This is a genomic window from Hymenobacter terrigena (genome assembly GCF_054776515.1).
Window position 1 is genome coordinate 566,176 of sequence record NZ_BAAHBU010000004.1, and the last position, 23,844, is coordinate 590,019.

The window sequence follows — 23,844 nt, forward strand, 5'->3', positions numbered from 1 at the left end:
TAGCTACGGGGGCTTCTTCGTGTCTCAAAACGCGCAGCTATCGCAGGACCGTGGCCCGCGTACCGGCCGCCACTTTGGTGCCCAGCTCGCGCACGGCCTGGGCGATGCCGGCCGCATCGAAGCCGCACTCTTTGTAGAGTTCATCTTGCGTGCCATGCTCCACCACACGGTCGGGGATGCCGAGGCGGACGACGGGCAGATGGAAGCCGTGGTCGGTGAGGAATTCGAGCACGGCCGAGCCGAAGCCGCCGGGCAGGCAGCCGTCTTCTACCGTCACGATGGCGCGGTAGCGGCGGGCCACGTCGCGCAGCATTTCCTCGTCCAGCGGCTTGCAGAAGCGCATGTCGTAGTGGCCAGCGTCGATGCCTTCGGCAACTAGGGTTTCGGTGGCTTTCACGGCGTAGTTGCCGATGTGGCCGATGCTGAGGATGGCCACGCCACCGGCTTCGCCCTCGCGCACCACGCGGCCCGTGCCGATGGCCACGCGCTGTAGGGGAGTGCGCCACTCGGGCATCACGCCCTCGCCGCGCGGGTAGCGGATGCTGTGCGGGCCGGCGTTTTCGGGCAGGGTAGCGGTGTACATCAGGTTGCGCAGCTCCTGCTCGTTCATCGGGGCCGACACCACGATGTTAGGGATGCAGCGCATGTAAGCCAGGTCGTAGCAGCCGTGGTGGGTGGGGCCGTCGGCCCCGGCAAAGCCGGCGCGGTCAAGACAGAACACCACGTGCAGGTTTTGCAGGGCCACGTCGTGCACCACCTGGTCGTAGCCACGCTGCATGAACGAGGAGTAGATGTTGCAGAACGGAATGAGCCCCTGCGTGGCCAGGCCGGCCGAAAACGTGACGGCGTGCTGCTCGGCAATGCCCACGTCGAAGGCGCGGGTGGGCATGGCGGCCATCATGATGTTCAGCGACGAGCCCGAGGGCATGGCCGGCGTCACGCCCATGATTTTGTCGTTGGCCTCGGCCAATTCCACCAGCGTGTGGCCGAACACGTCCTGGTACTTGGGCGCCTGGGGCTTGTCGTGGGTCTTTTTGTAAATCTCGCCCGTGATTTTGTCGAACAGCCCCGGCGCGTGCCACAGCGTCTGGTCTTTCTCAGCCAAGGCGTAGCCCTTGCCCTTCACCGTCACGCAGTGCAGCAGCTTGGGGCCGGGAATGGATTTTAGGTCGTTGAGAATGGTGACGAGGTGCTGCACGTCGTGCCCATCCACGGGACCGAAGTAGCGGAATTTCAGCGCCTCGAACAGGTTGCTCTGCTTCATCAGGGTCGCCTTCATGGCGGCCTCCACTTTGCGGGCAATCTGCTGGGGGTTGGGGCCGAACTTGCTCAGCTTGCCAAGCACGTTCCAGAGCTCGTCGCGCACCTTGTTGTAAGTGCGGGAGGTGGTGATGTCGGTGAGGTATTCCTTGAGCGCGCCCACGTTGGGGTCGATGCTCATGCAGTTGTCGTTCAGCACGACAATCATGTTGTTGTTGAGCACTCCGGCCTGGTTCATGGCCTCGAAGCTCATGCCCGCTGTCATGGCCCCGTCGCCAATCACGGCGATGTGCTGGCGGTCGAACTCACCCTTATAATCCGAGGCCACGGCCATGCCCAGCGCCGCGCCGATGCTGGTGCTGCTGTGGCCCACACCGAAAGCATCATATTCGCTCTCGCTGCGCTTCGGGAAGCCCGACATGCCCTTGTAGCGGCGGTTCGTCGGGAATTTATCGCGGCGGCCGGTGAGGATTTTGTGCCCGTAAGCCTGGTGGCCCACGTCCCAGATGAGCTGGTCGTGGGGCGTGTTGAAGACGTAGTGCAGCGCCACGGTCAGCTCAACCACGCCCAGCGAGGCGCCGAAATGCCCACCGTAGATGCTCACGGAGTCGATGATGAAGTCGCGCAGCTCGGTGCTGAGTTGGACTAACTGCTCGGGAGCGAGCTTTTTGAGGTCGTCGGGCGAGTCTATTGCCGCAAGCAGCGGGCCGGGTTCAACTATCATCGGGGCAGGCGTGGTGGGATGGGTGACGGAAGGTAACCGCCTGACCCGCTAAAAGATTATCGGGCTGGCACAAAGGTACGACGGCGGGCGAAGTGCGGTTGTACGGCCGAAGGAATTCAGGGCTTGGTCGGGGTTAGGGGTTTGATAATCTAGTTTTCTGACAGAAACGCCTTCGTTGCGAGGACCTTTGCGTAATGCGCAAGCGCCAGATAGCGATATAGCCACTAACCGGCTTGCCCCACAAACAACAAATGTGCCGGGAGGATGCAACCCCCGGCTTCGATTACGGCACTTTGGCCGTTATGAATTGTATGAAACGAACCTTACCGGCTTCGGCCGTAGTGCTTACTGCTCTGCTGGGCATCAACCATTTAGCGGCTGCGCAGCAAGGCCCGCCCACGGGTGCCCGCCCGGCTACGGCAGCTCCGACCGTCCCACGCGCGGCGGCCGGCCGCGTGAGCGGCACCGTGACCGATGCCACCACTGGCAAGCCGGTTTCCTACGCCACGGTGGCCGTGCTGGACGCTGCGGGCTCGCCCGTGAACGGCGGCGTGGCCGGCGACGACGGAAAATTTGTACTGGCTGGCATTCCGGCTGGCACTTATAAGGTCCAAATCAGCTTCCTGGGCTATAAAAACGAGGAACGTCCTGGCGTGGTGGTACCCGCCGGCGGCGTGATTAATCTGGGCACGGTGGCGCTGGGCACTTCGGCCCAAAAGCTGGGCGAAGTGGTGGTGACGGGCCAGAAGGCCATCATCGAGGAGCGGGTAGACCGCACGGTGTACAACGCCGAAAACGACCAGACCGCCCGGGGCGGCGACGCCACCGACGTGCTCAAGCGCGTGCCGCTGCTGAGCGTGGACCTGGATGGCAACGTGAGCCTGCGCGGCTCCAGCAACATCAAAGTCCTTATCAATAACAAGCCTTCGACCATTGCCGCCAACAGCATTGCCGATGCCTTGAAGCAGATTCCGGCCGACCAGATTAAGACCGTGGAGGTTATCACCTCGCCCTCGGCCAAGTACGACGCCGAAGGCTCGGGCGGCATTATTAACATCGTCACCAAGCAGAACAACCTGCGCGGGGCCACCCTGGGCATCGACGCCAGCGCCGGCACCCGTAGTAGCAACCTGAGCCTGAACGGCAGTCTGCGTACCGGCAAAATGGGCTTCTCGCTGGGTGGCTTCGGCCGGGCGCAGTACAACGTGCCGGGCGAGTTTTCAAACACGCAGGTGACGCGCAGCATTGCCGACGGCTCGGCCACGACCACACTGCAATCGTCCAATACGCGCCTGCAACAGATTTTTGGACGCTACACGCTGGGCTGGGACTACGACATCGACAAGTTCAACTCCATCCAGGCCTCGGTGGCCTACGGCACCCGCAACGGCCAGAACTACCAGGATGGCCTGCTGCGCACCAGCTACGCCGGCGCTTTCGCCACCGGCGCGCCCCTGAGCACCGACCAGCGCGACACCTACTCGAAGGACCTGTCGGGCACTGTGGATGCCAGCCTGAATTACACGCACAGCTTCGAAAAGCCGCAGCACGAAATCAGCCTGCTGACCTTGTTCAGCCGCAACGACCGCACCAACAGCTTCACCAACAACATTCTGACCACCTCCGATGCGACCAGCCTGGCCCGCCGCATCGTGAACGACAACCCGAGCTACAACGAGGAATACACGGTGCAGCTGGATTATCAGAACCCCATCAGCAAAACCCAGATTCTGGAGATGGGCGCGAAGAACATTCTGCGCCGCGTGAATTCGGATTACAGCACCACGTCCTACGGGGCCGATGGCGCGGTGGTGCCCTCAGTGGGGCTGTCGTCGAGCAACGTGTTCAACTACCGCCAGAACGTGACGGCGGCCTACGCCGCCTATACCCTGGGCCTGCCCAAAGGCTTCACCCTCAAGCCCGGCCTGCGCTACGAGTACACCAGCATCAGCGCCGATTTTGCTAACTCGACTACGCCCGTCAACATCCCGAACTACGACGTGCTGGTACCCAGCGTGAACTTCTCGCGCAAGCTGGCCAACGGTAACGTGCTGAAGCTGGCGTACAACAAGCGTATCCAGCGCCCGTCGCTGCAGTTCCTGAACCCCAACCGCAACGCCCAGAACCCGAAGAACATCAGCTACGGCAACCCCGAGCTGGACCCCGAATACACCAATAACTACGAGCTGGGCTACAGCACCGCCTACAAGCGCCTGAACCTGAATTTCAGCACCTTCATGCGCAACACCACGGGCTCCATTGAGGCGCTGCGCACGGTGGAAGGCGCCGACATAGTGACGACCACCTACGCAAACATCGGCAAGCAGGATGCCTACGGCGGCAGCGTATTCGCCAACATCAACAACGGCAAGCTCAGCCTGAATGCCGGTACCGATTTCTACTACGTCAAGCTCACCAACAACGTAGCCGATACCCGTTTCAACGCCGCCAACGAAGGCTTTGTGATGAGCGGCCGGGTGTTTGGCTCCTACAATTTCACGCCGATATGGGGCCTGCAGGCCTTCGCCTTCTACCGCGGCAACCAGGTGCAACTGCAGGGCAGCCAGAGCGGTTTTGGCGTGTACAGCCTCAGCGTGAAGCGTGATTTTGCCGAGAAGCGCGGCAGCATCGGCTTCGGGGCTGAGAACTTCTTCACGCCCAGCATCACCATCCGCAACACGGTGGTGTCGCCGCTCATCGACCAGAGCAGCCGCAACGTGCTGCACAACATGAGCTTTAAGGTGAACATCAGCTACCGCATCGGCAAGCTGACGGTGGCCCCGCCCACCCGCCGCGGCAAGAGCATCAACAACGACGACCTGAAAAGTGGCGGCGAAGGCGGCGGCGGTGACATGGGCGGCGGTGGCGGTGGTGCTCCCGGCGGTGGCGGTGGTGCCCCTGGCGGCGGCGCACGCCCCGCGGGTGCGCCCGCTGGCGCAGCCCGCCCCGGTGGCTATCCTGGCGGTGCTCCCGGCATGGCTCCGGCCGGCGCGGGTGCCCGCCCCGGTGGCTACCCCGGCCAGCAGCGCACCGCGCCGGCCGATAGCACTTCGGGCAAGCCGGCCACCGACAGCACGGGCCGCCCCCAGCCCGGCCAGCGCCCCGGCGGTTACCCCGGCCTGCGCCCCGCCACGGCCCAGCCCGCCGACACGACCAAGCGCCAATCCCCGGCTCCGACCGGCAACCCTATCAACACGCCTGCCAACGTGCCCTCGCAGGGCACCAGCACGCCCAACGGCACCGTGCCGGCCGGCAGCCCCGGCGGCCGGCCCTAGCGCCGCCCGGCAGGTTATTACCGAAAAACGTCATGCGGAGCTTGTCCCGGCATGACGTTTTTCATATCACCTTAATGCGTTTTTAATCAGTCGCTGGCTGGCTACTCCCTATTTTTGCCCGGCTGCTTTATTTGCTTTGATGACCGATAGCCCCCTCGCTCCCCTGCCCGAAGACGACGCGCATTTTTTGCAGCGCTTGCAGCCCTCGCGGCTCATTCTGCCCGTCGTCATTGGCCTGAGCGTGGTGGGGTTTATGTTCTGGCGCAGCTATAAGCCTGGCGACCTTGCCCCGCTGGCCCACGCCCGGTGGCAGTGGTTGCTCATCACGCTGGGGGTGCTGCTGGCCCGCGATTTTGGCTACATCTACCGCATCCGGCACATTGCCGAGCGTGAGCTGAATTACCGCCAAAGCCTCGACGTGATTATGATTTGGGAGTTTGCGTCGTGCGTGCTGCCTTCGGCAGTGGGCGGTACGGCGGTGGCCTCGTTTATTCTGAACAAGGAAGGCATTCCGCTGGGCAAGTCCCTGGCCTACATTATGGTTACGGCCCTGATGGACAATTTGTACTATGTCATCATGGTGCCGCTGGTGGTGCTCATTGCCGGGGCCGGGCTTTACCCGCACGAGGCCATGCAGGGCGCGTTTATCGCCACACTGCGCATTGCGTTTGTCATCAGCTACGTGGCCGTCACGGCCTACGCGGGGCTGATGCTTTACGCTATTTTCATCAATCCGAAATCGGTGCGCCGGCTGCTGGTGCGGCTGTTTTCGTTCGGGCCGCTGCGGCGCTGGCAGCGCTCGGCCTACAAGCACGGGCAGGGCATGATGGATGCTTCCATGCAGCTGCGCGGCAACCCGGCCATCTACTGGTGGCGGGCGGCGGCCAGCACCTTCTTCGTCTGGACGGCCCGCTATCTGGTTATCGGCTGCCTCATTGCCGCCTTCGTGCCGATGGATGCCGACACCTTCCTGTTCATCTTCGCCCGCAACCTCACCTACAAAGTGCTGCTGTTGCTGGCCATCACGCCCGGCGGCGCGGGCATTGTGGAGGGTGCGTTTCCCACGTTTTTCGGCAAATTTATCGGTACGGCCACGCTCACCAGCTTCATGGTGCTGCTATACCGGGTGGTTACGTACTACCTGTATCTGGTGCTGGGCACTGTTTTCCTGCCTCGTTGGGTGGCGCGGGTGTTTGCGAAGCGGCCGGTGGGTGCGGCTCAGCCTGTCGCAGAATAATTAGCACAAAAAAGCCCCGAACCAGGTTGGTTCGGGGCTTTTTCGATTGGTTGAATTCTGAGTGCTTTACTCGGCTTCGAGCATCAGCGCCGCGCCGTCGGCCGATTTCAGCGTGAGCTTCTTGTCGGTGAGGGTTTCCACGGCGAAGGTGTTGCTGGTGGTGGCACCATCGGGCGTCAGGGTGATGGTTTTGCCGGCCTGGTCAAACGTATATTTGCCCGAAACGGCGCCGCTGGCCCCGGTCATGTTGTAGGTGCCATTGGCAAAAATGCGCAGCTCTTCCTGTTTCTGGGCGTCGGTTTGCTTCACTTTGTCGCCGGCGGTGTCGGTTTCCTTGGCGGTTTTCCACACCTTGCTATCGGTGCCGTACAGCATGTTCACGCCCTCTACTTTGCCTTTGTCGTTGCTGCACGAGGCGGCAAACAGCGACACAAGCAGCAGCAGGCTGGCGAAGTAACGGAGCGAAAAAAAGGACTGGAGTTTCATGTGCACAAAGGGTAATGGTGAAAGAATGAAAACATTGCACACGGGGTGCAGACTCGTCGGCTTACGACGCAGACGCAAAAGAGTTTAGAACGAAACCCCGCCTGAGCTTGTCCGTATAGCAACCCGGTCGGCCCGCCCGCAAGCGTTTCCGGCAGCGTGTATTTTTCCATTTAACTTCACCGAAACCATGGGACTCTTCGATTTCATCAGCGACAAAGGCGAGCAAAAGCCCGTAGAGCCCGCGGCTAAGCCAGCGGCTGGCGGCACCGATTTTTTTGGCAATGCCAAACCAGAAACGTCCGGCGACACGTATACCGTTGTCAGCGGCGATTCCCTTTCCAAAATAGCCAAGCACCACTACGGCGATGCCGCCAAGTGGCACCAGATATACGACGCCAACAAGGCGCTCATCGGCGACAACCCTGACCACATTGAAGTGGGGCAGGTGTTGACCCTACCTAGTCTCTAGGTACTTTTTTGCAGAAAAAAGGTGAGAAAAGCCACTCTGTTTCAGGGTGGCTTTTTTGCGTTTGGTGGAGTAGGAATGGGCGGGGTTGAAACGACAAGAGAAGGCTGGTCATGCAGAGCGCAGTGAAGCATCTTTACTGCTCAACGCAATCCAATTGAGCGAATTAGTGACTGCGGTAAAGGTGCTTCGCTGCGCTCGGCATGACCGTTCTTTTTGACTGTTTCAAAAGAAATCGAAAAAATATTTTCATCTCACCGCTTGCTCATCCCAAAAATTCCCTCGTACATTTGCCGATACCAACCCGGTACTCCCCGCTAACGGTGGGCAGTTTCAAGTTTTATACAGAAGTGGCGAGAGACTAGGCTCCGTGACCCACTGGCAACCTTCGCAAAACGAAAGGTGCCAATTCCTACCCACCCGCAGCTCCGGCCGCGCTGGGACAGATGATTCGAGTGCCATGGAACATTCTTCGAATTCTGCTTTTTCTCTCCCGAATGCTTCGGCTGCTTTGCGCGCCGCAGGTTCGGGTTTCTTCGTTTCGGCCGCTGATGACCGGAATGTGACTGGGTTCGCGTCGCAGCGAATGCGAATGTGCTGTTGCCGCCCGTGTTGTTGCTAAGCTGACTCCAGCTTAGAACCCCTCCCCCCTCTTCTGGATTTTTTTGGTGGCCCCGTGGGTCTGCCGCGTGCGCTTTTGGGCCTTCGCGGTGGGTTTGGGCCACGCCGGCAGCACGGGCCATTTCGGGGAGTTCCAGCGCATAAAATGCCTTTTCCAGGCTTGTAGCGCATTTTTCCACTTGCCATTTCGGTTTTTCAAAACTTCAAAGCTTCCCTATCATGTCTGTTCAGCCCCAGCACTTCGAAACCCTCCAACTCCACGCCGGCCAGCAGCCCGACCCCACCACCGGGGCCCGCGCCGTACCGTTGTTCCAGACCACCAGCTACGTGTTCAAGAGCGCCGAGCATGGCGCCAACCTGTTTGCCCTGAAGGAGTTCGGCAACATCTACACCCGCCTGATGAACCCCACCACCGACGTGTTCGAGCAGCGTGTGGCAGCCCTCGAAGGTGGCGTGGCGGCCCTGGCCACCGGCTCGGGCCAGGCGGCTCAGTTCATTGCGCTCAACAACATCCTGCAGGCCGGCGACAATTTTGTGAGCACGGCCTACCTGTATGGCGGCACCTACAACCAGTTCAAGGTGGCATTCAAGCGCCTGGGCATCGAGGTGCGCTTTGCCGACGGCGACAACCCGGCTTCGTTTGAGGAGCTGATTGACGAGAAGACCAAGGCCATCTACCTCGAAACCATTGGCAACCCCAGCTTCAGCATTCCCGATTTTGAGGCCATTGCGGCCATCGCCAAAAAGCACGATTTGCCGCTGATTGTGGACAACACCTTTGGCGCGGGCGGCTATCTGTTCCGGCCTCTAGAGCACGGCGCGCACATTGTGGTAGAATCGGCCACGAAGTGGATTGGCGGGCACGGCACCAGCGTGGGCGGCGTGATTGTGGACGGCGGCACCTACGACTTTGGCAACGGCAAATTCCCGCAGTTTACCGAGCCGAGCGAGGGCTACCACGGCCTGATTTTCAACGATGTATTTGGCAAGAACGGGCCATTTGGCAACATCGCCTTCATCATCCGGGCGCGGGTGGAGGGGCTGCGCGACTTCGGCCCGTCCATCAGCCCGTTCAACTCCTGGCAGTTGCTCATCGGCCTCGAAACCCTGAGCCTGCGCGTGGACCGCACCGTGGAAAATGCCCTGAAAGTGGCCACCTGGCTCGAGCAGCATCCGCAGGTGGAAAGCGTGAACTACCCCGGCTTGCCCAGCAGCCCCTACCACGCCATTGCCAACAAATACCTGAAGCGTGGCTTCGGCGGCGTGCTCTCATTCCGCATCAAGGGCACGAAAGAAATTGCCACGCAATTCATTGATAACCTGAAGCTCATTAGCCACCTGGCCAACGTGGGCGACGCCAAGACGCTCATCATCCAGCCCTCGGCCACCACGCACCAGCAGCTGAGCGAAGAAGAGCAGCTGGCATCGGGCGTGACGCCGACCTCGCTGCGCTTGTCGGTAGGCATTGAGCATTTCGACGACATCAAGGCTGACTTGCAGGCGGCGTTTGATGCCATCGGCAACACCGCCAGCCTGCCAACTGAAGGCGACGAAGTGGGCGAGCCCGAGCTGGAGCACGCCCAGCCACTGGAAGTCTAAACCAGAATTGCCGCCAGCGGGCCACCCCTGGCGGGTCGGTGCCAGTCTCGCTGGCGGCCGAGTTTTATCGCAGCCTTAGAATCAGTGCATCGGTCCGGGCCTCTTCCGTGATGGGAGGAGAAATGGGAGTGAGAAACTATTGCGCCGGGCCGGTTCGCTGGTTCTAAAGCTGCGCTATTGTATTGAATTATGCCAACCCAAATATTTGAACTACCCGGCCTTACGCTGGAAAGCGGCGAAACCCTGACCGGGGCGCACGTGGCCTACCAGACCTGGGGCCAGCTCAACGAAGACCGCGACAACGTGGTGTGGGTGTGCCATGCCCTCACGGCCAATGCCGACGTGCTGGCCTGGTGGCCGGGCCTGGTGGGGCCGGGCTGCTACTACGACCCGGCCGACTGGTTTATCGTGTGCGCCAATGTACTAGGCTCGTGCTACGGCAGCACCGGGCCGCTCGACGCCGACCCGGCCACCGGGCAGGCGCGCTTCCAGCACTTCCCGCTGCTCTCGATTCGGGACCTGGTGGCAGCCCACGAGGCGCTGCGCCAGGAACTGGAGCTGACGGATATCAACACGCTGATTGGCGGCTCTTTGGGCGGGCAGCAGGCGCTGGAGTGGGCCGTGCAGCGGCCCGATTTGTTTGACCATTTGGTCGTCATTGCTACCAACGCCCGGCACTCGGCCTGGGGCATTGCGTTTAATGAGGCCCAGCGGCTGGCCATTGAGGCCGACCCGACCTACGCCGCCGGCCAGCCCGGCGGGGGCGACGACGGCCTGCGCGCCGCCCGCGCCATTGCGCTGCTCAGCTACCGCAGCTACTCGGCCTACGGCGAAACCCAGACCGACCCCGACCACGACGAGCTGCTGCGCGAGCACCGCGCCAGCACCTACCAGCGCTACCAGGGCGACAAGCTGGTGTCGCGCTTCGATGCGTACAGCTACGTGTCATTGAGCCGGAGCATGGATACGCACCACCTGGGCCGCAACCGGGGCGGGGTGCCGGCGGCGCTGGCCCGCATCGGGGCGCGCACGCTGGTGCTGGGCATTACGTCGGATGTGCTGTTTCCGCTGAGTGAGCAGCGCGAGCTGGCTGCCCACATCCCGGGGGCGATGTACGGCGAACTGGACTCGCGTTACGGGCATGATGGTTTTTTGCTGGAAACGGCCGCCATCACGCACTTCCTGGAGTTGTTCTACGCCCCCACGTTCGTGCATTAGATTTTAGAAAGTGGCACTGGGGATGCCTGGAGGCCCTTTCCAGTTGTGCACATTGGCACAAACCTCTCGGCGACAGCACAAACAGCTGCGCGGGAGTACAAGCCTGCCTGCAAAGGCACAAAACACCGATAGCGGGTACAAATAGCTTGCTTTTTCGGAGCTATTTCCGCTACCCGAAACAACTTATCCATGAATCATTCTGAACACCCCTTGCGCCTGGGCTTGATTGGCTTTGGCTGCGTGGGACAGGGCTTCTACGACATCATTCAGCAGCAGCCCGGCCTGGGGTTGGCCATCACGCGCATCGCCGTGAAAAGCCTCACTAAGCCCCGCACCCTGCCCGCTGACCACTTCACCTACCACGCCGACGAATTACTGAGCGACCCCACTCTGGACGTGCTGGTGGAAGTCATCGACGACGCAGCCGAGGCGTTCCGGCTGGTGAGCGCGGCCCTGCGCCAGGGCCGCCGCGTGGCCACGGCCAACAAGGCCATGCTGGCCCGCCACCTGTCAGAGCTGGTGCACCTGGAGCGGCAGCACGGCGGTGCGCTGCTGTACGAGGCGGCCGTGTGCGGCAGCATTCCCATCATTCGCACGCTGGACGGCTATTTCAGTCACGAACCGCTGCGGACGGTGCGAGGCATCTTCAATGGCTCGTCGAACTACGTGCTGACGCGCATGAGCACGGAAGGCTCGGACTACGCCGCGGCGCTGGCCGAGGCGCAGGCGCTGGGCTTTGCCGAAACCGACCCGACGCTGGACATGGGCGCATTTGACCCGCGCTCGAAGGCGGTGATACTGGCGGCCCACGCTTATGGGGTTTTTCTGGACGCCGACGAGGTTTTGAAGCTGGGCATCGAGGCCGTGGGCGCGGCGGATATTGCCTACGCCGCGGCGCGGGGCCAGAAAGTGAAGGTGGTAGCCAGTGTGCAGCGCCTGCCCAACGGCCGCGTGACGGCCCTGGTGACGCCGCAGCTGCTGGGGCCGGAGTCTCCGCTATTTGCCGTGGAGCACGAGTTCAACGGCGTGGTGGTGGAGGGCGAGTATGCCGGTCCGCAGTTCTTAAGAGGGCGCGGCGCGGGCGGGCACCCCACCGGCTCGGCGGTGCTGGCCGATGTGCTGGCGCTGCGCCGGGGCCTGCGCTACGCTTATGCGAAACAGCCTACGGCCCCGGCCCTGCAACCAGCCGAGGAGCTGGAGCTGGACGTATACCTGCGCCACCCCGACGTGGGCGTGCTGCGCGAGGTGCTGACGTGGCTTGAGCTGCCCGCCACGGCCCTGCGCACCGACGTGCACGGCGTGTACGCCACCGGCCCGGTGCCGCTGCTGCGCCTGCGGCAATGGCGCGACGAGTTGCGGGCAGCCGGCGTATTTGTGGCCCGGCGGGGCGAGGCGCGGGTGGTGGAAGCGGTGGCGGAAGGCCAATTAACAGCATCAACGCTGGCCTGAAAAGCCCCCATCCAACAATTTCTGGTTGAGTAAAGAGAAGGGAGAGATTGTCGCGCTTGGCCGGGCCGGGCATCGCATCAACATGCGATACCGCCGCCTTGAAGGAAGTCAGACCTTTGCGGCAAATTTCATGCGCTCTTCTCTTTTTTATGACTGGTAATTTTACTTCTCGCTACGTGCGGCTCGTCTTTGCGTGGCTGTTGCTGCTTGGTGCCTTGCCGGCGCTGGCCCAGGTGCCGCCCGGCAACGCGCTGGCCTTCGACGGCGTGGACGACTATGTGCAGGTAGCCGATGCCAATTCCCTGGACTTTGGGGCCGCCGACTTCACGGTGGAGTACTGGGTAGTTAAGAAAGCCAGCTCGTCGGGCTACAGCAATACCGTACCAGTAGGCAAGTGGAACACGGGCGCTACGCCCGGCACCAACGAATGGATGCTGGGCATGTCGGCGGGCGGCAACGACGACAAGCCCTGCTTCTGGGTCGAGAGCGGCAACACCATTTACCAATGCAACGGCACGGTGCCGCTGACGCTCAACCGCTGGCACCAGCTGGTGGGCGTGCGCCAGGGCAGCTGGCTCTACCTCTACGCCGACGGCGTGCTGCAGGCCAGCACCTACGTGGGCACGGCCGCCGTCAACAATGTGGGCCGCGACCTGCTGATGGGCAAGATACTGGCGGGCTACAACGTGAACATGCGCCTGGACGAGGTGCGCATCTGGAACGTGGCCCGCACGGCCGCCCAGGTGCTGGCCGCCTACACCAACCAGCCTGCCTTGCCACAGGCCGGACTGGTGGCCGCCTACAGCTTCGACCAGGGCACGGACAGTGGCAGCAATACCGCCTTAACCACCCTCACCGACCAGACCGGCAACCTCAACGACGGTACGCTGCAGAACTTTGCCCTCAGCGGTACGGCCAGCAACTGGGTGGAAAGCTACGCGCTGTCGGCCCCGGTGCTGACGACCGCCACCGCTGTATCGGCCGGCGGCTTCACGGCCAACTGGACGCCGCCGCTGGCCGGCGCGCCCGACAACGGCTACCTGCTGGAAGTGGGCACGTCGCCTTTCTTCGCGGCGGCCACGCTGCTGGGCGGCGCGGCCCAGGCCGTACCGGCCGGCACGACCAGCAAGGCCGTGGCCGTGCCCGACCCCGGCCAGACCTACTACTACCGCGTGCGCGCCGACAAAACCAGCGTAACCGGCCAGGGCGCCACTAGCCCCACGGCGGTGCAGCGCCCGACGTCGTCCCAAACCCCGCCCGGCAACGCCCTGGCCTTCGACGGCGCCGACGACGTGGTGGTGGTCGATACCCCGCCCAGCTTCCAGAGCCTGGGCCTGGCTTCCTTCACGGCTGAGGCCTGGGTGAACTGCGCCAACACGAACATGGTCAATTCCATCATCCGCAAAGACGGCGACTACAACCTGTACCTAAACGCGGGCATACTGGGTTTCGACGTGTGGCCCAGCGGCTCGGGCAGTGGCAGTAACCTGACTACTACCACTGCCACCACCGCTATGGCTGCCGGCCACTGGTACCATGTGGCCGCCACCTGGGACGGCACCACCGCCCGGCTGTACCTGAACGGCGTGGACGTGACGGGCACGGCGGCCTTGCGCTCGGGCTACAGTGGTGTGCAGTCGGTGCAGCTGGGCTCGTCGGCGGTGTATGGCCAGCGCCTCAACGGGCGGCTCGACGAGGTGCGCCTTTACAAGGCGGCCCTAGTCCCGGCCCAGGTGCAGGCCGACATGCGCAGCACCAGCGCGGCCCTGCCCGCCAGCCTGCTGCTGTACTACAACTTCGACCAGGGCGTGCCCGGCGGCAGCAACGCCACCTACACCACCGTCGCCAACCAGGCGACCGTCGGCGGCTACGGCACGCTCACCAACTTCGCCCTGAGCGGCACTACCTCGAACTGGGTGGAAAGCTACGCCCTGCTGCAACCCACCGACCTGGTAGTATCGGGCCGCACCGGCACCGGGTTCGCGTCCAGCTGGACGGCCCCGTTCCTTGACGGCGCCGCCCCGGCGGCCGGCGCGGTGGAAGGGTACGTGCTCGACGTGTCGACGTCGGCCACGTTTGCGTCGGGCGTGTCTTCGTTTCCCGTGGCAGGCTATGGCACTACCAGCGCGGCGGCCACGGGCCTGGCCAACGGCACCAACTACTACGTGGGCGTGCGGGCCGAAAAAGCCAGCGTCACGGGCCAGGGCGCCTACTCGGCCGTGGTGCTCACCCACACCATCGGCACCGATGCACTGCTTGCTAACCTGACGGCCTCCACGGGGCAGCTGTCGCCCGCGTTTGTCACCGCCACGCTGACCTACACGCTGTACGTGCCCGCTGGCATCAGCACCTACACCCTCACACCAACAGCCAGCAACGCCTACACCACCATCACGGTGAACGGCACGACCGTGGCCAGCGGCTCGGCCTCGGGGCTACTCAATGTGGGCAGCACCGCCACCATCGTGCTGACGTCGGAAGACGGCAACGCCACCAGCACCTACACCGTGCAGGCGGTGCCGGCGCCCACCTACTTCCGCAGCGTGGCTACCGGCAACTGGGGCAGCCCGGCCACCTGGGAAGCCAGCTACGACGGCAGCACCAACTGGCTGGCCGCGCCGGTAGCACCCACCGGCAGCTACCTGGGCACCGTGAACGTGCGCAACGGCCACGTGGTGACGGTGGCCGCCGCCACCAGCACCAAGACCACCTCCATCGAAAGCGGCGGCGTGCTCAATACCCTGGCCAGCCAGACTCTAACCATCCCCAGCGGCGCGACCATGACCGTGAGCGCGGGCGGCGTGCTCTCCATCGGCAAGCTGACCGGAACCGACGGCGTGACGGGCATCAGCGCCAACACGGGCACGCTGAGCGTGGTCGGGACCAACGCACTCACGGTGAGTGGCACGCTGGTGCTGAACACGGCCAGCGGCACGCCGGCTAGCCAAGGCATCAGCACCACAACTACGACTATCGGAAGCGGAGGCCGGGTGGTGCAGTATGCTACGACTCTTAACACCGCTATGCCGGCCCCCACCTGGAGCACTGGCTCGACACTGGAGCTGGCCGGGGGCATTACCAACCAGACTTACGCCATCATCAACCAGACGCTGCAAAACCTGGACGTGAACCTGGCGGGCCTGCCCATAGGCACCGCTACGGCTACCCAGCCCTACCTGTTCACGACCACCGCCACCGTCACCGTGGCTGGCACCCTCACCGTGCGCAGCACCGGCGCGGGCACCCTGCGCCTGTTCAATGCCCCCAGCACCGGCACCCTCACGCTGGGCAGCGTGGATGGCAGCGGCAACCGCACCGGCGGCTACGTGCAGCAGGCCAACACGAGCGTGATTGGCGCCTATGGCGGCAGCAGTGGTACCTCGGGCACGCCCATCACGGTGCAGGGCCGCTTCCGGCTCGACGGCGGCACGTTTGCGGCGGCCCAGCCCAGCAGCGCCACCACCAGTAGCCTCCGGGCGGTGCCGCTCACGGTGAACGGCGACTTCGCTGTAGCCAGCGGCGCGACCTTCAACCTGCTGACGGCCACCACCGGCCCGGCCGTGAACTACCTGGGCGGTACCGTGGCGCTGACCGGCAACTTCAGCAACGCCGGCACCGTGAGCACCGGCAACACGGCCAGCACCACCCAGAAGCTGCAGTTTAGCAAACCCAGTCCCATCACTGCGCAAACCTTCGTCAACTCCGGCACCATCACCGGCCTGGTGAACGTGCTGGTGAGCAACGGCACCGTCCTCGACCTCGGCACCCAGGCCATCACCGGCACCGGCAGTTTCAACACGGCAGTCGGCACTACGCTGCGCCTGGGCAGCCCGGCTGGCATCAGCACCAGCGGCACAGCCACCGGCAACGTGCAGAGCACCGGCACCCGCACCTACAATGGCAACTTCGAGTATTATGGCCCGGCGGCGCAGCTGACGGGCACGGGCTTGCCGGCCATCCTGTCCGCCAGCAACTCGCTCATTTTCAACAACCCGGCCGGCGTCACGCTTTCGCAGGCTACCATCGTGCCCGGCGCGCTCAACCTGAAGCAGGGCGTGGTAACGACCACCGCCACCAACCTGCTCACATTGGGTACCGACCCCACCACGCCCGGCTTTCTCGATGCCACGGCCACCAACACGGGCATCATCGTGGGTCCCATCAAGCGCTGGATTGCAGCGGCTACCGGCGCGAGTACCTTCCCGGTAGGCACGGCCACGCAACTGCGGCCAGCTACCATCAACTTCACCACCGCGCCCACCACGGGTGGCACGCTCACGGCCGAGTTCATCGCCAGCCCCGCCGGCAGCCAGGGCCTCCCACTCACCGAAGGCAGCATCACCGTCAACAAAGCCCCGGGCGATGGCTACTGGCATTTCACCGCCGCCTCCGGCCTCGTTGATGGCACCTACACGCCCACGTTCACCTTCAGCGGCATCCGGGGCGTGGCCGACTACACCCAGCTCGTGCTGCTGAAGCGCACCGACCCCAGCGCCGACTGGGCCCTGGTAGGCACCCACGTACCCACCACCGGCAGCAACGCCGCCCCCGTGCTCAGCCGCAGCGGCGTGGCGGGCTTCTCCGACTTCACCGCCGGCGGCGACTTCAACGTGAACCCCCTGCCCGTGGAGCTGACCGCCTTCACGGCCCAGGCCCAGGGCACCACTGTGGCCCTGAGCTGGCGCACGGCCACCGAGAAGAATAGCAAAGCCTTCGAGGTGGAGCGCAGCGAGGATGGCAAGTCGTTCGGGCGCATCGGCACGGTGGCCGCCGCCGGTAGCAGCAGCGCCCCCCACAGCTATGACCTGCTGGACACTCCGTTACTCAGCCACTCAGCCACGCTTTACTACCGCCTGCGGCAGGTGGACCTGGACGGCACATTCAGCTATTCGCCCGTACGCAGCATCGTTCTGAAGGGCGCGGTTGCCGGGCTAAGCCTGTACCCAAACCCAACCACCGGCGCGGCCACCCTCATCGGCGCGCAGCCCGGCACAAGAGTGACGGTGTATGATGCGCTGGGCCGCCCGGTGCTGACCGCCCCAGCCGATGCTACCGGCACGGCTACCCTGGCCCTGCCCGCTGGGCTGCCTACCGGCGTGTACGTGCTGCGGGCCGGCAACCAGGCCCTGCGCCTCACGGTGGAATAAGCCCCCACGGGCGGCAATGCAAAAGGGCAGGCCATTGGCCTGCCCTTTTGCGTGGCGGTGGATACGGGGGCAGCGCGGCCCGCCGGCCCCTAGCGGAACTCGATGCGCACCGCCGGCTGGCCGGGGAATTTCAGCGAATAAACGCCCCCTTTGAGGGTACCGCGCGGCACGCTCAGCTCGCGGGAGGTGGGCTGAATGAGGCGCACGACGCGGCCCGCCGCGTCCAGCAGTTGGGCTTCGGCGGCGGTGGCCCAGGCGGCGGGCAGCTCGATGCGAATGGCGTCGTCGGCGGGGTTGGGGTAGGCCTGGGCGACGGGCGCGAGGGTGGCCGGGGCCTGGGCGGCCGTGACGACGAGGCCGGGCAGGGCCAGCACGGGGCGCAGGAAGTCGCGCATGGTGCGGAAGGTGGTGTCGGCGTAGGCCGCGTTGCTCTCGAAAGGGATGTGGCCCGCGCCGCGCAACGGGCGCAGCGTGTTGCGGATGCCCAACGCAGTAGCGCGGGGGTTCAGGCGGCCGCTGCCGTACACGTACTTGGGTGGCAGCAGCGAGCCCACGCGGCCTTGCAGGTAGGGTACGGTGGCATCGGCAGTGCCGTGCACGCTGCACAGGGGGGCGTTGCCGGCCTCGATGTAGTTGGGGGTTTCGGTGGCGCCGCTCAGGTTGAGCACGGCTTGGGGCAGGCTGCTGTAGCCGGGGTTGCCGCTCACGCCTTCCACGCCGCCCAGGGCGGCAATGCCCACGTAGGCCGGCACCTCGGAGGCCTTGTCGAGATAGCCGACTTCGAGCGCGGCGAAGGCCCCTGCCGAGGAACCGCCCACAATAATGTAGCTGGGATTAACCCGATACGTGTTGGTAGTAGCGGCATCTTTGCGGAAGAAGCGCACGGCAGCGCGCAAATCCTGCATGCCCCGAATGGCCGACTTGGCGATGTTCACCGTATCGAAGCCCCCGCCGAGAACAATGCTGAAATCCAGCAACCGGTAATCAATGCTGGCCGTGACGTAGCCGAGTTTGGCAAATTTCGTGCACACGTCCACCATGTAAGCATCGGTTTTGGTGCCCGACACGAAGCCACCTTGGTGGGCGAAGATGATGACCGGACGCCGGGCCAGCGCATCGCCGGTGGGCTGGTAGATGTCCATGGTCAGCGTCTGGTTGGTGCCCACCGAGTTGATGGCTGCGCCGTAGGTCACGCCCGAGGTCACGGTGACGTTGGCAAACACGGGCCGGTAGTAGCGCCCGCCGGTCGTGTCGATGACGGTTTGGGCGCTGGCGGCCTGGACTGCAGTAAGCAGCAGGGCCGTGAGGAAGAGGAGAAGTGCTTTCATCATGAAAAGGAATAATTGGCTGAGCAATTGACCGGAGCCCGGTTTCAGCATCAACGCCAACAGGTCGGTTAAAGTTGGGGCGACGGCCAGGCGGTGCTGGTTCCGAAGATACGGCCTGCGTTATTTGCAGCCGCTTAGCCGTTCAATTTTATGTCGATTTCCTTTCCGTCCCCTTTGCAAGCTGGCCAGCGCGTGGCCATCGTCAGCCCCGCCCGCAAAATCAGCGCCGCCGAACTGGCCCCCGCCATCGCCACCCTCGAAAGCTGGGGCCTGGAAGTGACGCTGGGCGAAAGCATTGCCGGCGACCACCACCAGTTTGCCGGCCCCGACGACCTGCGCCGCCGCGATTTCCAGCAGCAGCTCGACGACCCCGGCATCCGGGCCATCCTCTGCGCCCGGGGCGGCTACGGCACGGCCCGCATCGTGGACGGGCTCGACTTCACCGCCTTCAAAACCCAGCCCAAGTGGGTGGCCGGCTTTTCCGACATCACCGTACTCAACTCCCACCTGCTGGCCCTGGGCCACGCCAGCATCCACGGCGTGATGCCCGTGCTGTTTCATCAGGCCGGCGGGGAGCTGGCCCTCGAAACCTTGCGGCGGGCCTTGTTCGGCGAAGCCTTCCAGCCCATTACAGTTGCGCCACACGCCCTCAACCGGCCCGGCACCGCTACCGGCGCGCTGGTGGGCGGCAACCTCAGCCTGCTCCAGACCATCACGGGCACGGCTTCGCAGGCGGGCTTCGCGGGCCGCATCCTGTTTCTGGAAGACCTCGACGAGTACCTCTACCACATCGACAGAATGATGCTGCACCTGCACCGTTCTGGGCAGCTGGCCGGCCTGGCCGGGCTGGTGGTGGGCCATTTTTCCGCTATGCGCGACAACGCCATTCCGTTCGGCAGCACGGCCCTGGAAATCATCGACCGCTACGCTCGAATGTATGATTTCCCGGTCGGCTACGGCTTCCCCGTAGGCCACGAGGCCGACAACCTGGCCCTGACGGTGGGCCAGACGGTGACGCTGACCGTGGACGGCGCGGGGGCACGGCTGGAGGATTAAATCACGCCTCCTCCCTCCTCTCAGATTTTCGGGCTTCGGCGGCTGGCTGCATAAGCCGGTGGGCGAAGCGTGCTCAATTCTTCCAGCCGCTAGCCGGGACAGCTTTTATACGGGCCTCATCAATCAATAAAACACAAATTTTTACCCTGGACTTGATTATAATAATATCCGGTTGAAAGAAACAATGACAATGGCGAAAACGCGAAATTCGCGCTGCTGCTGGTAGTTACCAAGCAGTTAAATTTGTACACACAATTGATTTATCTATTCCCACCCAACGCATACTTAATAAGTATAATCCTAATTCCAACATATTTACTTTTTACTCTTTCCACATGAAAAACCCCTACCTGCCAGCCCTGGCCCTGACGCTTCTCGGGCTGGGCACGGCCCAGAAGGCCGCTGCCCAATACAGCTTCACTGATAGCAACTTAGCTCCCTATTCACAGGATTTCGACACGATGAGCGGGACCGTGCGCCTCACGGCGGCGGGCAGCCTGCAGCTGCCCTCGCTGGCGGGCGTGTATGCCGCCGCGCAGGCCGATGCCCAGTTTGGCAGCCGGTCGGCCAGCCCCGATAGCCTGGTGGCCAACGACGGCTCCAACGTGGCCGGCAACTACTACCACTTTGGCGCGGCCGGCAGTTCCGACCGCTCCTTCGGCGGCATTGCCGAGAGCGGCGCCTACACCGGAACCGGCTTCGTGGGCATTCGCCTGCGCAACGATGCCAGCGTAACCATCCAGAACCTGGAGGTACAATACGCTATGGAACAATGGTATAACTCGGGTAATGCCGCCGCTGCCTACGTGAACGTGGCCTACCGCAAAAGCAGCGGTGCAACCGGCGAGAACATGGCCCAGCTCATCAACGGGGCAGTGGGCGATGCCTGGACCGCCGTGCCCGCCCTCACGGTGCAAGCGCCCTCCACCGGCACCACCATTCAGAACCGCGACGGCAACGCCGCCTCGAACCGCCGCGTGGCCCAGGCCATCCTCACCGGCATCGACCTGGCTCCCGGCCAGGAAATCATGCTGCGCTGGGACTACGTGCTGAACCCCACCACCAACGGCAACGGCGTGAGCATCGACGACGTGGTGATTACCCCACAAACCGGCGTCAGCATCGGCCAGGGCGGCACGAGCCTGAGCTGGACCAACGCCCCGACCACCCCGAGCGCCCCCAACCAGACCTATTACCTGGCCGGCACCGTGAACGCGGCCGACCTGGCCACCATCGACGGGGCCAACGCGAAAATTATTGTGGGCACCCCGGCTCTCAACGGCCAGGCGGCCCAGCCTGCCACCCTGGTACTGAGCGATAACACCGCCCTGAACGTGCCGGTGGAAGTAGCCGCCGGCTCCACGCTGCGCATTGAGGAGGGCGCGGCCACGGCCCCCATTACGCTGGGCCTGCTGGCCCCCACCAGCACGGTGGTGTACGCCGGCACGAGCACGCCGCAAACCATTCGGCCCGCCAGCTACGGCCAGTTGCGGCTGGAAGGTGCCGGCCCCAAAAATCTGGGCGGCGATGTATTGACGCAGGGCAACCTGGAACTGGCCGGCGCCCGGCTGAACTTGGGTAGCTTCGATGCGACCGTGACCAAAGGCGCGGCCGTAGTGGGGGCCTCGCCCAGCGCCTATGTGGTGACGGACCAAGGAGGCCGCCTGCGCCAGTCGGTACTCAGCGATAATGCGGCCGTGGTATTCCCGGTGGGCACCAGCGCGGCTTACCTGCCGCTCACGTTGCAGCAATCGGCCACGCGGTCAGAAGACGTGTTTGCCGTGCGGGCAAGCGCTGACAAGTACGCCCGTTACGATGCCACCGATGCCGGCATCGGGACTCCCCTGGCTTCGACCCAAAGCGTGAAAAACACCTGGCTGGTGAGCGAGGAAGTGAAAGGCAATGCCAACGTGACCATGCGGGCCCAATGGAACACCTCCACCCAAAGCTCCGACTTCGACCCGGCCAAAGCTTATATCAGCCACTACCGCAACGGTTTCTGGGACCGCACCGCTACCGAGGTAGGCGCCACGCTGGTGCCCGCCACCACCGATACCTACACCCTGGCGCGCTCGGGCATCACCAGCTTTTCGCCCTTCACCGTATCGGCCGATGCGGCGCAGCCGCTGCCCGTTGAACTCATGTCGTTTGAAATTCAACGCGGCCCCAACGCCGTGTATACTTCCTGGGCCACGGCCAGCGAGCGCAATAGCCAGCGCTTCAGCCTAGAGCGCAGCCTGAATGGCGAGCAGTTCGTCGAAATCGGCAGCCTGCGGGCAGCGGGCACCAGCACCACCACCCGCACCTACACCCTGACGGATGACAAGCTGCCCGCCAATGCCACCACGCTCTACTACCGCCTGCGGCAGGTAGATGCGGATGGCAGCTTCAGCTACTCGCCCGTGCGGAGCGTAACGCTATCAGCTTCGGCTACCAGCCTGCAGCTGTTTCCTAACCCGGCCATTGGTGGCCAGACGGCCATTATTGGCACCGTGCCCGGCACGCTGGTACGCGTGTTCGACGGCATGGGCCGGGCCGTGACCACCGCCACGGCCGATGCCGCCGGCACCGCCGCCCTGAAGCTGCCCGCCGGGCTGGCCAGCGGCGTATACGTGGTGCGCGCCGGGGCTTCGGCCCTGCGCTTCACGGTAGAATAAGGCTCCGGCCGACATCTTGTTGCGGAAAGGGCGGGCCAGATGGCCCGCCCTTTTCTGTTGCCTCATCCCCGCGCTCCCGCTGGCCGCCCAGCGCTACGCCCACAACACCGAACACTCGGCTGCCGCTCCGCAGCTCACCACTGCCCTCTCCCCTACCCTAGCCAAGGCAAAGGCCGAAGAAGGGTGGGGGTGCCCACTGATACCAGAAACGGCCGACAGGTTACCCCGCCGGCCGTTTTAAGTCTTTTGTCCTGTTAGCGCCTAGTCCACGTACAGCGTCTGCAACATGGTCTGGCCCACGGCTTTCATCGTGTTCCGGTCGATGATGGCCATGTTGTCGGTGGTGGCGTGGTGGTAAGCGGGGAAGTAGTCGGTGGGCGCGTTGTAGTGGTAGATGTCGATGGTGGGGATGCCGGCCCGGTTGGTGTACACGTGGTCGTCGGTGATGCCGCCGGTGTCTTCGTAGCGGAAGTAATCGGAGTAGCCCAGCTGCGAGGCTACGCCCCAGATTTTATCGAGGGCCGAGCGGGCGTTGGTGCGCGAGGTTTCCTCGCGGGTGAACTTGCCATTCTTCGCCCCCACCATGTCGAGCAACACGCCGTACTCGGCCTTGTAGTTGGCGGGCAGCAGGTGCGCGGCCCAATACTGCGAGCCCAGGCACCACGAATCGGTGCCGCTGCCGTCGAGCTGGTTCTTGAGATTGGCCTGGGTCGTGTCATCGTGGCCCCAGTCTTCGGCGTCGAAGAAGATGAAGTCGACGCCCACGTTGGGGGCCAGCTTCTCGGGCTGCTGCGAGAGCACGCGGGCCATTTCCAGGGCCACGGCCACGGCGCTGGCGCCATCGGAAGCACCATCCATGGGGGCGTTTTTCTTCACCTTGTCGTTGTCGGCAAAGGGGCGAGTGTCCCAGTGGCCGAAAATGGCCACGCGCCGTGCCGCCTGCGGCTGGTACTGCGCAATGATGTTGCGGGCATGGATGTTGGTGCCGTCAAACGTCATCGCCTCGAAGGGCTGCTCCATCACCTTCAGGCCGTAGCTTTTGAGCTTCGCCACCAGCCAGTTCCCGGTGGCAATATGGGCTTTGGAGTTGGGCACACGCGGCCCGAACGCCACCTGCTTGGCCGTGAAGGCGTAGGCCGAATCGGCGTTGAAGACCGGGGCCTTGGGCAGCTTGGCCTCGGCCGGGGCGCTGGTTTCGGCGGGCTTCTTGTCGGGGCAGGCCGTGAGCAGGAAGGTGGCGGCAAGCAGGACGCTCAGCCGGGGAATAAGATTTTTCACGCAGTATTTCGCAGTGTTTAAAAACGCAGTGTTCCGCGGGTGT

The 23,844-nt window shown here is 63.8% G+C and carries 13 protein-coding genes and 1 riboswitch; of the genes, 9 read left to right on the top strand and 4 right to left on the bottom strand.

Annotation, left to right across the window (positions count from 1 at the left end; genetic code table 11):
* Window positions 1-37: 37 nt before the first annotated feature.
* Window positions 38-1,984, bottom strand: coding sequence for a 1-deoxy-D-xylulose-5-phosphate synthase (gene dxs / locus ACYU7Q_RS18855; protein ID WP_460610993.1), 1,947 nt, complete (start codon window positions 1,982-1,984; stop codon window positions 38-40).
* Window positions 1,985-2,295: 311 nt separating this feature from the next.
* Here dxs and ACYU7Q_RS18860 point away from each other — a divergent pair, with 311 nt between their 5' ends.
* Window positions 2,296-5,259, top strand: a complete 2,964-nt coding sequence (locus ACYU7Q_RS18860; RefSeq protein ID WP_460610994.1) for a TonB-dependent receptor domain-containing protein — start codon at window positions 2,296-2,298, stop codon at window positions 5,257-5,259.
* A gap of 139 nt (window positions 5,260-5,398) precedes the next feature.
* Window positions 5,399-6,496: a lysylphosphatidylglycerol synthase transmembrane domain-containing protein gene (locus tag ACYU7Q_RS18865; RefSeq protein WP_460610995.1), complete on the top strand. Its 1,098-nt coding sequence runs from the start codon at window positions 5,399-5,401 to the stop codon at window positions 6,494-6,496.
* 66 nt (window positions 6,497-6,562) lie between these two features.
* Here ACYU7Q_RS18865 and ACYU7Q_RS18870 read toward each other — a convergent pair whose 3' ends face one another.
* On the bottom strand, window positions 6,563-6,982 hold the full coding sequence (locus tag ACYU7Q_RS18870) for a hypothetical protein (protein ID WP_460610996.1): 420 nt from the start codon (window positions 6,980-6,982) through the stop codon (window positions 6,563-6,565).
* Between the two features lie 187 nt (window positions 6,983-7,169).
* Here ACYU7Q_RS18870 and ACYU7Q_RS18875 point away from each other — a divergent pair, with 187 nt between their 5' ends.
* The 5 genes from ACYU7Q_RS18875 (at window position 7,170) to ACYU7Q_RS18895 (ending at window position 17,482) form a co-directional block, all read left to right on the top strand.
* Window positions 7,170-7,451 (top strand): LysM peptidoglycan-binding domain-containing protein, encoded by a 282-nt coding sequence (locus ACYU7Q_RS18875; RefSeq protein ID WP_460610997.1) that lies wholly within the window; start codon window positions 7,170-7,172, stop codon window positions 7,449-7,451.
* A gap of 334 nt (window positions 7,452-7,785) precedes the next feature.
* A riboswitch (SAM riboswitch) is annotated at window positions 7,786-7,901 on the top strand.
* Window positions 7,902-8,288: 387 nt separating this feature from the next.
* Entirely contained in the window at window positions 8,289-9,668 is a 1,380-nt protein-coding gene (locus ACYU7Q_RS18880) for an O-acetylhomoserine aminocarboxypropyltransferase/cysteine synthase family protein (RefSeq protein WP_460610998.1), read from the top strand.
* Between the two features lie 189 nt (window positions 9,669-9,857).
* Window positions 9,858-10,886, top strand: coding sequence for a homoserine O-acetyltransferase family protein (locus ACYU7Q_RS18885; RefSeq protein WP_460610999.1), 1,029 nt, complete (start codon window positions 9,858-9,860; stop codon window positions 10,884-10,886).
* A gap of 189 nt (window positions 10,887-11,075) precedes the next feature.
* Window positions 11,076-12,335, top strand: a complete 1,260-nt coding sequence (locus ACYU7Q_RS18890) for a homoserine dehydrogenase (RefSeq protein ID WP_460611000.1) — start codon at window positions 11,076-11,078, stop codon at window positions 12,333-12,335.
* Between the two features lie 149 nt (window positions 12,336-12,484).
* Window positions 12,485-17,482: a LamG-like jellyroll fold domain-containing protein gene (locus ACYU7Q_RS18895; RefSeq protein ID WP_460611002.1), complete on the top strand. Its 4,998-nt coding sequence runs from the start codon at window positions 12,485-12,487 to the stop codon at window positions 17,480-17,482.
* An 89-nt stretch (window positions 17,483-17,571) separates the two neighbouring features.
* Here ACYU7Q_RS18895 and ACYU7Q_RS18900 read toward each other — a convergent pair whose 3' ends face one another.
* Entirely contained in the window at window positions 17,572-18,810 is a 1,239-nt protein-coding gene (locus ACYU7Q_RS18900; protein ID WP_460611003.1) for a hypothetical protein, read from the bottom strand.
* Between the two features lie 150 nt (window positions 18,811-18,960).
* On the opposite strand from ACYU7Q_RS18900, the gene ACYU7Q_RS18905 reads away from it, so the two are divergent.
* Together ACYU7Q_RS18905 and ACYU7Q_RS18910 are read left to right on the top strand one after the other, a co-directional pair.
* The gene (locus tag ACYU7Q_RS18905; RefSeq protein ID WP_460611004.1) at window positions 18,961-19,866 is read left to right on the top strand and encodes a S66 peptidase family protein; all 906 of its coding nucleotides are present in this window, start codon (window positions 18,961-18,963) and stop codon (window positions 19,864-19,866) included.
* A gap of 335 nt (window positions 19,867-20,201) precedes the next feature.
* Window positions 20,202-22,523, top strand: coding sequence for a phage tail protein (locus tag ACYU7Q_RS18910; RefSeq protein WP_460611006.1), 2,322 nt, complete (start codon window positions 20,202-20,204; stop codon window positions 22,521-22,523).
* Window positions 22,524-22,784: 261 nt separating this feature from the next.
* Here the strand turns inward: ACYU7Q_RS18910 and ACYU7Q_RS18915 are convergent, their stop codons facing one another.
* Window positions 22,785-23,801: a zinc-binding metallopeptidase family protein gene (locus tag ACYU7Q_RS18915; RefSeq protein WP_460611007.1), complete on the bottom strand. Its 1,017-nt coding sequence runs from the start codon at window positions 23,799-23,801 to the stop codon at window positions 22,785-22,787.
* Window positions 23,802-23,844: the final 43 nt, after the last annotated feature.